Origin of the sequence: Enterococcus sp. DIV0236 (assembly GCF_050558525.1) — a bacterium.
GTDB classification, from domain to species: domain Bacteria; phylum Bacillota; class Bacilli; order Lactobacillales; family Enterococcaceae; genus Enterococcus; species Enterococcus faecalis.
In genome coordinates this window covers 1,755,158-1,769,981 of record NZ_CP187891.1, presented here as the reverse complement: position 1 = coordinate 1,769,981, position 14,824 = coordinate 1,755,158, and the positions used below count along the sequence as shown (strand labels likewise).

Genomic DNA, 14,824 nt, shown 5'->3' with positions numbered 1-14,824 from the left:
AGGAATGTTAAAAAAGCGTAATTGAATTTGAAATAAAGGTATGAGATAATAATTGGTGTTAGTTTTAAAATGTGAAAACAATTAGTTGAAGGTTATAGGATACACATTTTCGAGAGCGAATGGCAAGTGTTTAAGAAAGATACATATTATTAAATATATAAGGAGAGTTTCATGAAAAAAATCATTTCAGGTATGTTAATTTGTACCGTATTATTAAATAGTTTTAGTGTGATTGCATCTGGAGAAGAGCTTGTAAAAACAGAAACAACGGGGGAGACTGGCTTGGTCACTCAAGCTACGTCAGAAACAACGACTAATTCAACGGAGGATACATCTTCTGTTACAGAAGAAAATACCTCTGAAAGAGATAGTTCTACTTCAAGCACAAAAGAAGAGTCTCTTGATTCTTCAACAAATAGTACAACGGAAGAACATTCTTCTGTTTCAGAAACAAACACAACAGATAGTAAAACAGAAGCCTCACAAAGCTCTGAAGTAGAAAAAAAGACCATTGACCAAGATGAAGCGGATTATCAAGAAGCAGCACGTGAAGGAACGAACCATAAAAAAGGAACATATGCTATGAAAAATGGCATTTCTTCTAGGGTAGCGCGAGCAACAGTTGCGAACGTCTATGCGAATGATCCTAATTTGCCTGGCAAGAATTTTATTGACGTTTCTAGTTGGAATGGAGACATTTCAGTAGCTGAATATCAAAAAATTAAAAGCTATGGTGTAACAGGTGTCTCGGTTAAATTGACAGAAGGAACTTGGTATGTTAATCCATATGCTGCGGGCCAAATTAGAAATGCCAAAGCTGCGGGCTTAAAAGTTTCAGCATATCACTATAGTATGTATGTCTCTGCTGCGACAGCACAAGATGAAGCAAGATATTTTGCTCAGGCGGCGGCTAACTCTGGCTTAGATAAAAATACCATAATGTTTAATGATGCGGAAGATCCAACGCTTACAAACAATGGGCGAAACGCCCATGCTAATTCTGTTGCGTTTAACCAGCAATTAAAGGCACTAGGGTATAAAAATGATGCGTTGTATGTTGGCAAATGGTGGTTAACAAATGGCTATATCGACACCTCCGCCTTCGGAAGAGACAGAGTATGGGTAGCGCAATATCCATATACTCCAGATAGTTCCATGCAGTGGAATAATGACCATGGTGCTTGGCAATGGTCTTCGCAAATGTATTTCCCTGGTTTAGCTAATTATGAAGGGCGTCCGTTTGATATTTCCATGACCTATAGTAATTTTTTAAATATGGGTAATAGTAGTGGGCCCGACTTAAGTAAGTATTACACAACTAATCCAGGTCGAGTGATCATGAAAAATGACGATACTTTTTACCAAGATGTGGCGTTTAGAACTCCTAGTTGGCGAGTTAAAAAAAATACACTAGTTACCATTAAGGGGATTGAATATAGTTCAGCAGGAATTCCTAGATTGGTTACAGATCAAGGTTATTTAACAGCAAATAAAGGTTATGTATTAGCAGCACAAAGCAATATTGATTTGTATTTTACGACAAATCCTAAAAAAGTTCGTTTGAAAAGCGATGATTATTTCTATGCTGATCCAGAATTTAAGCAAAGGTTGTCTAAGGTTTCGAAGGGAACAATAGTAGAAGTTGAAGATTTAGCTTATACTCAAAGCGGTATATTTCGATTGAAAACAGCGAAAGGATATTTGACTGCAAATAAAAATATAGTTGAACAATATAAAGGGTTAGAAGATATTTACTACACATCTAATCCTGGGCAAGTAATTACCAGAAACGAAGATACCTATTACAAAGATGTAGAATTCAAGACAAAAGCAAATAAAGTAACTGCAGGCAGTGTTTTAAAAGTAACTGCTATTGAGAAAACAAAATCAGGAATTCCTAGATTGAAGACGGCAAATGGGTATTATTTCACGGCTAACAAGAACTATGTAGTAGCTACTGGATCTTGGATTGCCAACTATCATACGGTTAATCCAGGGCAAATTATTATGAAAAATAGTGATAATTTTTATGGGGATCCAGACTTCTTATATAAAGGATCGGCTGTTTCCAAGGGAAGTTTAGTTCCTGTTGTGGGAATCGAATACCGTGAAAATCAAGTTCCTCGTTTGATTACCCAAAATGGTTATTTAACAGCGAATAAAAGTTATGCCCAAAAAGTTGTACCAAATATCAAAGATTATCTATATGATTATCCAGAGTATGTAGTTATGAAAACAAATGATTATTATTATCAAGATGTAAATTTCAGTAAAAAAGGTGAGTCTGTTTCCAAAGATACATTAATCAAAGTTTTAAGTGTTGATTATACTGAAAACGGATTGCCTAGATTAAAGACTGCAAAAGGCTATATAACTGCTAACAAAACATATGTTACAAAATTGGTATCAAATTCAGATAATTACTTTACTGAAAACCCGCACCAAATTATTATGCGAGTGTCAGATAAACTATATACTGATGTAGAGTTTAGTAATGCTAGCAGAACCTTATCCTCTGGGACTGTCGTTCCAGTTAAGGGCATTGAGTATTCCTCTAATGGTGTTCCTCGCTTGAAGACAGAAGAAGGCTATCTTACTGCAAATAAAAACTATGTGACAGCTGCTGGAAATACCAATAACAATTACTTTGTTACTAATCCAAAAAAAGTTAAGCTCTTAATTGATGATAGCTTCTACAATAATGTTGAGTTTACTAAAAAAGGACAGGCCGTTAAGAAGAATACGATTGTTGAAGTTGAAGCAATCGAATATACGAATAATGGTATACCAAGGTTAAAGACGAACCAAGGGTATTTAACTGCTAATAAGTGGTATGTAGCAAAAGTAGGTTAAGCTCTCCGTCAATAAACAGCCTAATTAATTAAAGTAAAGAGAATATTTGAAAGGTTAAATATATATATTGACATCTTTGTTGGACTTATTTTTATACGAGTTCGACAAAGGTGTTTTTTTATAGAGAAAAAGATTTTATTGGTCAAAAATTTTCGCTATTTATAAAGGGGCTAAAAGTGTTGTTAAAATTGATGAAAAGTATAACAATCATCTTTTTATTCAATCAATATCTAAATAAAAAAAGAAATACGATAAAGCCTAAGACTATTAAAATATATAAAATAAAACACCGCCAATATTTACAGTTCGATTAAGGTCTACGATAAATTATTGAAACTTACTGATAGTTATGAGAAAATGTAAAAGATTGAATGCAGTTTTGGCTGTGTTGATGAATATATAAGTTAAACAAAATTGAAATAAAACTAGTGGTTGACTAGTTAGAGAAAGGATTTTGTATCAAATGATTACAGCTTTAATTATTGCCGGTGGGGTCGGTAAACGAATGGGGCAGGAGATTCCTAAACAATTTATTATGGTAGAGGAAAAACCGATAATTATCTACACATTGGAATCTTTTCAAAAGCATCCACTCATTGATCGAATCTTAGTTGTGTGTAAAAAAGGTTGGGAACAAACACTAGATGCCTATGCAAAAGAGTACCATATTGACAAATTACAATGGATTATCCCAGGGGGAAATTCTGGTCAAGAATCAATTAACAATGGGGTTAATTTCTTAAAAGAACATTCAAACCCAGAAGATACTATTGTTATCCATGACGGAATTCGCCCATTAGTTGATGAATTAGTTTTATCTGATGTAATTGTTAAGTGTCAAGAATACGGAAATGCAGTGACTTCGTTGCCATATAATGAACAAATTTTTGTAAAAGAAACTGAGGAAACAACTCGACAATATATTAATCGTGAAACATTACGTCGCGTGTCAACACCACAAGCCTATAAATTTGAAAAATTAACTTGGGCTTACGAAAAAGCATTCCGTGAGAATATTGGTATTTCTGAATCGTCATACACGAATACTATGATGGTGGATTTAGGCGAAACACTGTATTTTGCTTTAGGCTCAGATAAAAACATTAAGTTAACCACACAAGATGACTTACAGTTATTTAAAGGCTTCTTGAAAATGAAAGAAGAGTAGTGGAGGGATACCATGTTATTTACAGACGATAATTATTTATCAGACGTTGAACGAGTTTTAGAGAAGACACCAGATTGGACTAAAGTAACTAATAAATCTGTTTTTATAACTGGTGCTTCAGGCATGATTGGGACCTTTTTAATTGATGTGCTTATGTACCAAAATAAAACGAGAAATGCGAATATTTCAATCTGGGCGATGGGACGAACATTGTCGCGTTTAGAAGAGCGATTTACTAGTTATCTAGAGGATCCGTTATTCCATATAGTTATCGGAGATGTCACAGAAGAAATTCAGATAGCAGAAGCTTGTGACTATGTGTTGCATTGTGCTAGTAATACACATCCTAAATCATATGCCAGTGATCCAATTGGAACGATTATGACCAATATTGCTGGTACGCAGCATATTTTAGATTATGCGGTCAAAGCGAATAGTGAAAAAGTGTTATTTTTATCAACTGTTGAAATCTATGGAGAAAATCGTGGAGATCTTGATAAATTTACGGAAGACTATTGCGGCTATATTGACTGTAACACGCTACGGGCCGGTTATCCCGAAGGAAAAAGAGCAAGTGAATCATTATGTCAAGCCTATATTCAGAAATATGGTATTGATGTTGTTATTCCAAGAATTAGTCGTACTTTCGGGCCTACGATGTTACTTTCGGATAGTAAAGCTTCTTCTCAATTTATTATGAATGCAGTCCATAAAGAAAACATTGTGTTAAAAAGTGCAGGGACCCAACTATATTCTTATGCATATGTTGCAGATATTGTATCTGCTCTTCTGTTTTTATTAGTTAAAGGGCAAAAAGGGGAAGCTTACAATGTTTCAAACGAACATTGCGATATTACGTTACGTACTTTTGCGGAAACATTAGCCAATGTGGCTGGAACAAAAGTGATTCATGGAGAAGCCACCGCCCAAGAAAAACAAGGGTTTTCTAAAGCAACAAAAGCACTACTAGACAATCAAAAAATCTATGCATTAGGTTGGCGGCCACTGTACGACAGTATGGAAGAACCATTAAAACATACAATTAAAATTTTAGAAGGTAGCGGAAATTGATATGCCCAAAATTAGTATTATTGTTCCTGTATACAATGTAGAAAAATATTTAGAAAAATGTGTACGCTCTATTTTAGCTCAAACGTTTACTGACTTTGAATTAATTCTGGTGGACGATGGCTCTCCAGACAGTTCTGGAGCAATGTGTGATCAGTTTGCTGAACAAGATCAACGGGTAAAAGTTATCCATAAAGAAAATGGTGGGCTAAGCGATGCTCGTAATGCTGGAATTGAGCTAGCGACAGGTGAGTATTTAGGTTTCGTAGATAGTGATGATTACATTGCGGATGATATGTATGAAACGTTGTATAATCAGATAGTAACTTATGAAGCAGAATTAGCTACTGTTGGGATGATTGATGTTTATGAAAACAGAGAATCTCGACTAACGGATAAAAAAGAGATAAAAATTTTGTCTCAAAATGAGGCAATTCAAGCAGTTCTTGATAGTACAGATGTATATGCTTATGCTGTTAATAAGCTATATAAAAAAGAACTTTTCAATAAAGTTAGATATCCAAAAGGAAAAATTGTGGAAGATGCATTTATCATTATAGAATTACTTTTACAATGCCAAAAAATTGTTACGAATACAGAACAAAAATACTATTACTATCGTAGAGCTGATAGTATTACTGGTTTGTCTTTTTCGGAGAAAAATTTTGATGTTATTGAAGCATGGGAACACAATGGAGTTTTAGTAGACAACAGTTATCCTGAACTAGCTGAGTCTGTTCATAGAAGGATTTGCTGGGCATATTTTGATGTCCTAGATAAGATGGCAATTAGTAATGAAAAGAATTTTAATGAGCAGAGAGAATCAATAAAGAGATTCTTATACTCAAATTTCACTTTCGTGATGAAAAATCACGTGTTCACTAAAGGTCGCAAATTATCAATGCTAGCATTAAGAGTCAATGATTCTTGTTACAATGCATTAGCAAAATTTAAATATAATCATTTAACTAAAAAAAATGATTAAACAATAGATACGTCAGGAGAAGAATGAATTTTATGGATACAAAAGAAAGCTATTTTCTTCAAAAAGGGAAAGATATTTTTATTATTGGTTTATTTTTGCTATTAATGGCTAGAGCTGTAGGAGCCTATAGTTTATTGCCTTCTAAAATTGATAATGTATTATTTTCAATGCTAGCTCTTTTCGGAGCCATTGTCTTAGCTGCTGATTTTTTCACAAGGATATTGAAAAAAAATCGTTGGACGTATGATCCATTGCTTCTTTTCTTCATGGTTATTATGCTTATATCCAGTATTGTCAATATAAAATATGGTATTTTTGGGAATTTAAAATTTATCATTTGGGAAGCTTTGTATTTCTTTATTATTTATGACAACGGAATTAGTGCAAGTAAGAAAAATACTGATACCTTATTATCAATAATAAGTAGTTTATTAATTACAGTATGGACAATGTTGGTAATTGTATCACTTGGGATGTTTCTAACACAGTATCATTATTCTATTCAGTTAAGTCGAGTGAATCCATTAAGGATAGGAATGTTAGAAGGAAGACTGTTCGGTGTCTTTTCAGATCCTAATTATGCTTCTGTCATGTGTGTCGTTACAATTTTTTTAAGTTTATATTATCTATTTAGTAAAAAATATACTAACAAGTGGTTACTATCGGGAATTATTTTGTCAATCTTTTTAAATGTGAGTTATATTATTTTATCTGGTTCTAGAAATGGACTGATCACTTTATTAATGACGACATTTGTTTTTGTTTTCTTTGGGATGTATCAATACCAAATGAAAAAAGAAGTTAATCTATTTATTTCTGTATTGATTTCTATTTTTAGCGGCTTGGTAGTCATTGGAGCTGTATATTTAATAACAAAATTAATTAAAGCAGGTTGGTCTTATTTTCCACAGTTTTTTGACAAGAAAGAAGTATCTGGAAAGCTTGAAGGAAGAGTTGACTTGACCAGACCAGATGTTGCTAAGAGCACTGATGTTTCAAACTTGCGTTTTACAATATGGAAAAGTGCTATAGAGATATTTCAATCAAGTTGGTTATTCGGAACTTCACCGAAAAACATGATTGCTTACGCACAAGATATTTTACCTAATACGTATATTGCTCAACGAAATTTTTCAGTCCATAATGCTTATTTAAATACTTTAGCATCTACAGGAATTTTAGGAGGAATTACTTTTGTAGTATTTCTTTTAGGTAAAGTTGTTAGAGTAATAAAGTATTTATTTAAACCGATTACTAATTTCTTGTCTAGCAGAATTTTTTATTGTATTTGTGGTGTGTTCGCTCTAGCTTTTTCAGGCTTTTTCCATAATGAAATGATTTTGGTAAATATCTCAGGTGCCTTTTTATTCTGGTTTTTACTAGGTAAAATTTTAGGTGATTTTGATGAAGTAAATAAGATTGAAGACAAGAGGGAATAGTATGATTAATCAAGTTGAGTCAAAGCTATCTAGACTATTGTTTGTTTTCAAAAGTCTTTTTCTTAGAGTAGGAAGGTATGCAGTATTTTATTGCTGCTATCCTTTTTTGCTAATGAGACCAATTAATAAAAATAAAATAGTTGTCTCAAGTTACTTTGGAAAAGGATATGGAGATAACCCTAAATATATTTGTGAATATCTTTTATCAAAGCGTAGTGATTTAGAAATAGTCTGGTTATGTAAACCTGAAGTGCTGAAAACACAATCTAATCTATTTCCAAAAGAAATTAGATTGGTGAAAAACAAATCTGTAAAAGCATTGATAGAACTCTTTACTGCAAAAATTTGGATAGATAACTCTAGAAAAAGTTTTTATCCGCCAAAAAGAAAAAATCAATTTTATTTGCAAACGTGGCATGCTGGTTTTGGATTAAAGAGAATTGAAAATAATGCTGCTGAAAAATTAAAACCAAGATATGTAAAATTAGCAAAAAAAGATTCTAAAATGTGTGATTTACTGGTATTTGAAAGTTCTAGTTTATTTAAAGATATTGGAAAGATGTTCTGGTATGATGGAGAAATATTCAGAGAGGGAGTTCCTAGAAATGACATTATCGTAAACAATGATCCAGCAATTATAAAAAAAATATACAACTACTACGATTTATCAATGAAAAAACGTATTATATTATACGCGCCAACGTTCAGAGCGGGACAATTAGTGGAAGTTAATGCTTTATTTTTAGAAGAAATAAGAAAAACATTTTCAGAGAAGTTTAAAGAAGAATATGTGCTATTTGTTCGCCTGCATCCAAATGATACGGAAAATAAGGAATTGATATTAGGAAACCTGAAGAATCCTAATATTATTGATGCATCAAGCTATAATGATATGCAAGAGTTATTATGTGCAACGGATACGCTCGTAACAGATTATTCATCTACTATTGGTGAGGCTTTAGTTTCTAATAAGAAGTGTTTTATTTATGCTTATGATTATGAAAAATATAAAAAAAATCGTGGGTTAGTAATGGACTTAATAGATTTGCCGTTCCCAGTAACGTTTAATCAAGGTGGATTTATTGAAAGTGTCAAAACTTTCAACATGGATGATTATCTAACGAAAGTGACAGCGTTTAAAGATAGATTAGGTATTTCAGAATCTGGTCATGCAAGTCAATCATTGGGTGATCGATTATTGGAAGAGATGTCCAAGTAATAATATATGAGGTATAGTAAAAAATGATATATTTAAAAAGTTTAAATTCATTCCGAAAGGTCGTAGAGTACCGTTATGAGTAAATATAAAAAATTAGTAGGAAATTCATTTATATTTGCAGTGGGGAACCTAGGAAGTAAATTAATCTCTTTTGTTTTAGTACCATTGTACACTTACTATTTAACGACAAAAGAATATGGTCAAGTAGATTTAGTAACAACAACAGTTAGTTTAATGATTCCAATTGTTTCTGGTGGCATTTCTGTTGCAGTTTTGCGATTCGCTTTAGACAAGGAAGTAGATAAAAAATCTGTTGTTACTAATGCTACAGTTATTGCATTAATAGGAATTTTGCTGACTGCCGTATGCTATCCGTTGTTGGCAGCGACAAAGGCTTTTGACAAAATTTTATTGGCATTTTTGTTTTTATTGGCATTTCAAGTATTTACTCAAATTATTGCACAATTTGCTCGAGGTAATGGTCAAGTACGCGTATTTGCTTTTAATGGAATGATTAAAACTTTAGCGATTGGCTTGCTAAATATTTATTTTCTAGTTGTTTTAAAAATGGGACTAAATGGGTACTTGATTTCGCTTATTTTAGCTGAAATAGTTTCATTAATTTACTTGACTATAACGACTCCATATTTCAAGGATTTTTCTGTTAAGTTAATCAGTAAATCGTTCATGAAAGAAATGCTATGGTTTTCTATTCCGACAATTCCTAATGATGTATTATGGTGGTTTGTTAATAGTGCTAGCCGTTACTTTATCCTTTATTTCTTAGGGGTTAGTGCTAATGGTATTTATGCCGTTGCAAATAAAATACCTTCAATTATTTCGATGATGCAGTCTGTATTTTCTCAAGCTTGGCAAATCTCTTTAGTTGATGAACGAGATTCTGAAACACGAGGAGAATTTCATGCAAATATATTCAAGTATTATAGTTTTCTTCTGTTTCTTACGGCATCTTCAATTATGGTTATTTTAAAATGGTTATTAGCTAATTTAGTGCAGAGTTCATATTTTATTAGTTGGCAAGTTACCCCGTTTCTACTAGTTTCCGCTATCTATTCCGGATTCATTGGTTTCTATGGTCAGTTTTATATTGCCGAGAAAAAGACAAAAGGATTAATGAATACTTCAATTGTTTCAGGTGTTTTAAGTATCATTTTAAATTATATTTTTATCTCTCTTTTTGGGTTGATAGGTGTTGGTTTGGCTTCGATGATTAGCTTGTTTGTGGGGTGGATGATTCGAATTTATGATACAAGTAAGTTTATTACTGTAAAAATAAACTTTATGAATTTAATTGCTAATCATGTTGTTTTAAGTGTTCAAATTTTATTAATTTTCTTATTTAATGGACCAGTATTAATGGTTTTACAGGCCGTTTGTTTGGTTATTTTATTAGTTGTGAATTTAGAAATAGTCAAAGGTTTGTTTGAAACAATTAAAAAATTTATGTACTCTAAAAAGAAAAAAGATTAATAGTTAATTTATAAATGTTTGATTGAAAGTGGGGAGTAAAGTGGAATCATTTCTAATCACAGGCGGTGCCGGCTTTATCGGCTCAACCTTAGCAAATTATTATAGTAAAGACAATCAAGTTGTGGTCATTGATGATTTATCAATGGGCCATACTGAAAATTTAAACATATCTGAAAATATCACGTTCATTGAAGGTAGCGTGATTGATCAACAATTAATGGAAAAAGTACTACAAGAGTATCAGTTCGATTACATTTTTCACTTAGCAGCGATTGCTAGTGTAGCAGATTCAGTAGCACGTCCAGTGGAAACACACCAAGTGAATTTTGAGAGTGTGTTACAATTACTGGAATTAATTCGGAAATACCAGAAAGATTTAAAACGTTTGGTGTTTGCTTCTTCTGCAGCGGTTTACGGCGATGAGCCAACTTTACCAAAACAGGAAGAATCAGTAATTCGTCCGTTAACGCCTTATGCTGTGGATAAATTTGCTTCTGAAAAATATGTTTTAAACTATTGTCATTTATATGATGTTCCAACAAGCGCTGTTCGCTTCTTTAACGTTTATGGGCCAAACCAAAATCCTAATTCGCCTTATTCTGGCGTTATTTCGATTGTGATGGACTCTTACAAACGCTTATTAGCCAATCAAGAAGTGACATTCAATATCTTTGGTGATGGAAAACAATCCCGTGATTTTGTCTTTGTTGAGGACGTGGTTCAAGCATTGAATCTTGTCGCTCATTCTGACCAATCACTTGGGGAAGTGTATAATGTCGGGACTGGGAAAGCAACCGATTTAAATGAGTTAATTTCTTCTTTAAATGATATTATGAAAGTCACTTTGCCAGTTGAATACAAAGAAGCACGAGCTGGGGACATCAAAGATTCCTTAGCGGATATATCTAAATTACGTACCATTGGTTATGAACCGAAATATAGTATTCAGTCCGGTTTGGACAAATATGTTAATTATGAATTAAAAGCGGAAGGTAAGCAGAGATGAAAGTTAAATTAAATAAAAAGAAGATATTTATATGCTCAATTATTATTACATTTTTGGTGATGCTTACTTTAAATAATTTAACACCATTACTTGCAGATGACTACGAATACCTTTATAAAACGAAAAGTTGGATGACAATACTGATAGATGAATACAATCAATACATGACATGGACCGGACGTTCAGTGGTCCATATAATTGCAAGAATATTTTTATTGTTACCAAAAGGAATTTTTAATGTTTTTAACGCTTTGGCATACACAATAGTAACATATTTAGTTTATAGACTTACTTTACAAAAGCAAGATGAAAAGTATAATTCATTTAGATTTATTATTATTCAAGTGCTATTTTGGTTGTTTACCCCAGCCTTTGGAGAAGTGTTTTTGTGGGAGACAGGCTCAGCTAATTATCTTTGGGGAAGTTTAATTATTCTTTCGTTCCTTTATGTGTATCATAGAGAAATCATTGAAGAACACGTCTTTACGAAAACAAAATTAATGATTTTTTTGATGTTTGCTTTAGGAATTTTGGCTGGTTGGTGTAATGAAAATACCTCTGGAGGAGCTTTGCTTATCGTTTTAGGGTATCTTGGCTGGCAGTTTTATACAAAACGAAAGCTTTCTTTATGGATGTTCACGGGTGTTGCTGGTAATGCTATAGGTTTGGCGTTAATGGCTTTAGCACCAGGAAATAAGATTCGCGCTACTTATTTTGCTAGAAGTACTTGGTCTTTACCAAGAAAGGCCATGACAGGAATCATTACAATATTTGAACAAATGAAAGAAAATTTATCATTATTTTTAGTTATACTGATTTTGTTGCTTGTTTTATATGCTTATATTAGTCAAGATAAAAAAAGAGTATACCTAAGTGTTGTATATTTTATTTCTGGAATGGCTACTATGCTAGTTTTAGCCATCTCTCCAGCAGCATTAGATTACGGACGTTCATATTATGGAGCCGTATTATTCTTGATTATCGCTTTTTCTATGTCACTGCCAAATTATAAAGTAAATATCAGGTTTTCTCCAATTTACAGTGTTTTGTATGTGATTTTGGTATGTACATTCTTCATGAACGTAATGGTTGGTGTAAGTGATGTATTCTTGTCAAAATTAGATTTGACAAAACAATATAGTTATTTAGTTGAGCAAGAGAAAAAAGGAAATATCAATCCTGTGTTTCCAGATATATCATATAGTAATACAACAAAATATTCAGCTTATTCTAATCATTTATCGCATGTAAAAACTAATTCAGATGCACAAGTTAATCGTTCTGTTGCAAAATATTACGGCTTGGAGTCTGTGCGAAGTGTTTCAGAAAAAGATTGGGACAATATATATAGAAATGGTAACCCAGAGTTGATGAATATTTTTAATCTTAATGATTATTTACAAAAATTAATTGATACGCAATATACTATTTTATTAAGTGGTTATGGTAATCAAGTCTATCTTTCACAAGCGGAAGAGTCGCTTTTAAAAGACTTAGGGGTAGACGTAAAATTCGAAGGTAACAATGCGTGGACTTTAAGTGCAGTGATTTCAAAAGATAATAAAACAGTTGAAACAAATGCAGAATTATCGAGACTAACTGGTAAAATTGAAGCTTTAAATTATGATGTATTCTCAAGTTATACTAATTATGAAAATCAAACATTTGCTTCTGTAAAAATAAATGATACAGAAATGTCTAGAAATAAAAAAGGTTTGAACTTTGTGATTATTGATAATAATACTAACAAAGTTATTGATTCGGTAAATTTTGATATTACAGAAAAAAATGCTCCAGGAATGCGTTAGTTGTTATATCTTAAAAAGAAGCCACTCATTTGTGAGAGGCTTCTTTTTTCTACATTATTTGAACCCACCTCACTCCAATGGTACAATAAACAAGATTGGAGTGAGAGCATGACAGATATTATTGCACATCGAGGAAGTAAAGGCACCCATCCTGAAAATACGTGTATTGCTTTCAGAGAGGCTGTTCGTGTTGGTGCTGAAGGAATTGAATTAGATGTTCATCTTTCTAAAGATGGTTATTTAATCGTTATGCACGATGAAACGGTGGATCGTACAACAGATGGTCATGGTGAAATCCAACAGTTAACATTAAACGAATTAAAACAACTAGATGCTGGAAGCTGGTTTCAGAAAAATCCTTCTGTTCAATGTGTTCCAACATTGAAAGATGTTTTAAATTGTCTTGTAGAAGAACAATTCAATGGTTTTTTGAATATTGAACTTAAAACGGATATTATCCATTATGAAGGAATTGAGAAAAAAGTCGTCCAACAAATGAAGCAAAAAAAATGGCCGTTTCGTTATTTATATTCCAGTTTTTATTTTCCAAGTTTAGTTAAATTAAAAAAAGCTGATCCTAAGACAGAAATTGCCTTTATTTATGAATCTGCAGAGGATTTAAGTCAAGCGGGACCGGCATTCGCGCTTGTCGATAGTTTACATCCAAAAATGTCTTGGGTGTTGGCTCATGAAAAAGAACTTATCGCAATTGGCAAACCGCTGCGGCCGTGGACTGTTAATCGGATGGAAGAAATGGAAAATTGTTTTCAGCTAAAATTGGCGGGTGTTCATACGGATTTTCCTGAAGAAGCAAAATTTGCTCGTCAAAATTGGCAAGAAGAAGGAGAAACATAATTGGAGAAAGTATTAGTTATTGTAGGACCCACCGCGGTGGGGAAAACAGCATTAAGTATTGCTTTAGCAAAAAAATTTAATGGTGAAATTATTAGCGGTGACTCCATGCAAGTTTATCGCTCGTTAGACATTGGCACTGCTAAAGTCACAGAAACAGAAAAAGAAGGGATTCCTCACTATTTAATTGATTGCCGTGAAGTCAGCGAAACATATTCTGCTGCTGATTTTCAGAGAGAGGGTCGTCAAAAAATCAAAGAAATTACTGAAAAAGGGAAACTACCAATTATCGTTGGAGGAACAGGTTTGTATATTCAATCACTCCTTTATGATTTTCAACTAGGAAGTCGTGAGATAGATGACTCGCCTGAAATTAGAGAAACGTACAATTTATTTGCGGAAGAAAAAGGGAACCAAGCTTTATGGCAGTTATTACAACAAAAGGATCCTCTAGCGGCTAACAGCATTCATTTTAATAATCGCAAAAAAGTCATTCGTGCGTTAGAGGTCTTTGATAAAACAGGTTATAGTATTTTGACCCCGAAGGAAAAACCAGCTCGTCTCTATGATTATTATTTGTTAGGTTTGGAAACAGATCGCGCTTTATTATATGAACGTATTAATCAGCGGGTGGATCAAATGATGACAGAAGGGCTGGTGGAAGAAGCAAAACAGATGTTTCAGCAACCACATGCACAAGCAGCTCAAGGTATTGGCTATAAAGAATTTTTCCCGTATTTTTCCGGTGAACAATCATTAGAGATGGCGGTTGAAACAGTCAAACAGCAATCGCGGCGATATGCCAAACGTCAATTGACTTGGTTTAGAAATCGCATGGCTGCGCATTGGTGGGATTTGGTTCAACAGCCAACAGATTTGCCCAAGTTGGAAAAAGAAGTAGCGCAATGGCTACAACAGAAGGAGAGTGAGTAGGC

At 33.1% G+C, this 14,824-nt stretch carries 11 protein-coding genes; all 11 read left to right on the top strand.

From position 1 onward, the window contains the following. The first annotated feature begins 171 nt into the window (after positions 1 to 171). The 11 genes from IGK27_RS08605 (at position 172) to miaA (ending at position 14,822) form a co-directional block, all read left to right on the top strand. On the top strand, positions 172 to 2,853 hold the full coding sequence (locus IGK27_RS08605) for a DUF5776 domain-containing protein (protein WP_002378509.1): 2,682 nt from the start codon (positions 172 to 174) through the stop codon (positions 2,851 to 2,853). Between the two features lie 463 nt (positions 2,854 to 3,316). Further along, the gene (locus tag IGK27_RS08600) at positions 3,317 to 4,021 is read left to right on the top strand and encodes an IspD/TarI family cytidylyltransferase (RefSeq protein WP_002378508.1); all 705 of its coding nucleotides are present in this window, start codon (positions 3,317 to 3,319) and stop codon (positions 4,019 to 4,021) included. 12 nt (positions 4,022 to 4,033) lie between these two features. Further along, positions 4,034 to 5,092 carry an NAD-dependent epimerase/dehydratase family protein gene (locus IGK27_RS08595; RefSeq protein ID WP_002378507.1) on the top strand — a complete coding sequence of 353 codons (1,059 nt, stop codon included), beginning with the start codon at positions 4,034 to 4,036 and terminating at the stop codon, positions 5,090 to 5,092. A gap of 1 nt (position 5,093) precedes the next feature. Continuing rightward, entirely contained in the window at positions 5,094 to 6,074 is a 981-nt protein-coding gene (locus IGK27_RS08590; protein ID WP_002378506.1) for a glycosyltransferase family 2 protein, read from the top strand. Between the two features lie 32 nt (positions 6,075 to 6,106). Further along, entirely contained in the window at positions 6,107 to 7,513 is a 1,407-nt protein-coding gene (locus tag IGK27_RS08585) for an O-antigen ligase family protein (RefSeq protein WP_223302463.1), read from the top strand. A 1-nt stretch (position 7,514) separates the two neighbouring features. Further along, a complete protein-coding gene (locus tag IGK27_RS08580; protein ID WP_430596412.1) occupies positions 7,515 to 8,732 on the top strand; it encodes a CDP-glycerol glycerophosphotransferase family protein in 1,218 nt (405 codons plus the stop codon). Between the two features lie 75 nt (positions 8,733 to 8,807). Next, positions 8,808 to 10,223: a lipopolysaccharide biosynthesis protein gene (locus IGK27_RS08575; protein WP_002378502.1), complete on the top strand. Its 1,416-nt coding sequence runs from the start codon at positions 8,808 to 8,810 to the stop codon at positions 10,221 to 10,223. A 40-nt stretch (positions 10,224 to 10,263) separates the two neighbouring features. Then, a complete protein-coding gene (locus IGK27_RS08570; RefSeq protein WP_002378501.1) occupies positions 10,264 to 11,229 on the top strand; it encodes a GDP-mannose 4,6-dehydratase in 966 nt (321 codons plus the stop codon). Further along, positions 11,226 to 13,037, top strand: coding sequence for a DUF3329 domain-containing protein (locus IGK27_RS08565; protein WP_010708826.1), 1,812 nt, complete (start codon positions 11,226 to 11,228; stop codon positions 13,035 to 13,037). The genes IGK27_RS08570 and IGK27_RS08565 overlap by 4 nt, the downstream gene beginning before the upstream one ends. 108 nt (positions 13,038 to 13,145) lie before the next feature. Then, positions 13,146 to 13,892 carry a glycerophosphodiester phosphodiesterase gene (locus IGK27_RS08560; protein ID WP_002372076.1) on the top strand — a complete coding sequence of 249 codons (747 nt, stop codon included), beginning with the start codon at positions 13,146 to 13,148 and terminating at the stop codon, positions 13,890 to 13,892. Next, positions 13,893 to 14,822 carry a tRNA (adenosine(37)-N6)-dimethylallyltransferase MiaA gene (miaA, locus tag IGK27_RS08555; RefSeq protein ID WP_002372075.1) on the top strand — a complete coding sequence of 310 codons (930 nt, stop codon included), beginning with the start codon at positions 13,893 to 13,895 and terminating at the stop codon, positions 14,820 to 14,822. Positions 14,823 to 14,824 lie beyond the last annotated feature (2 nt).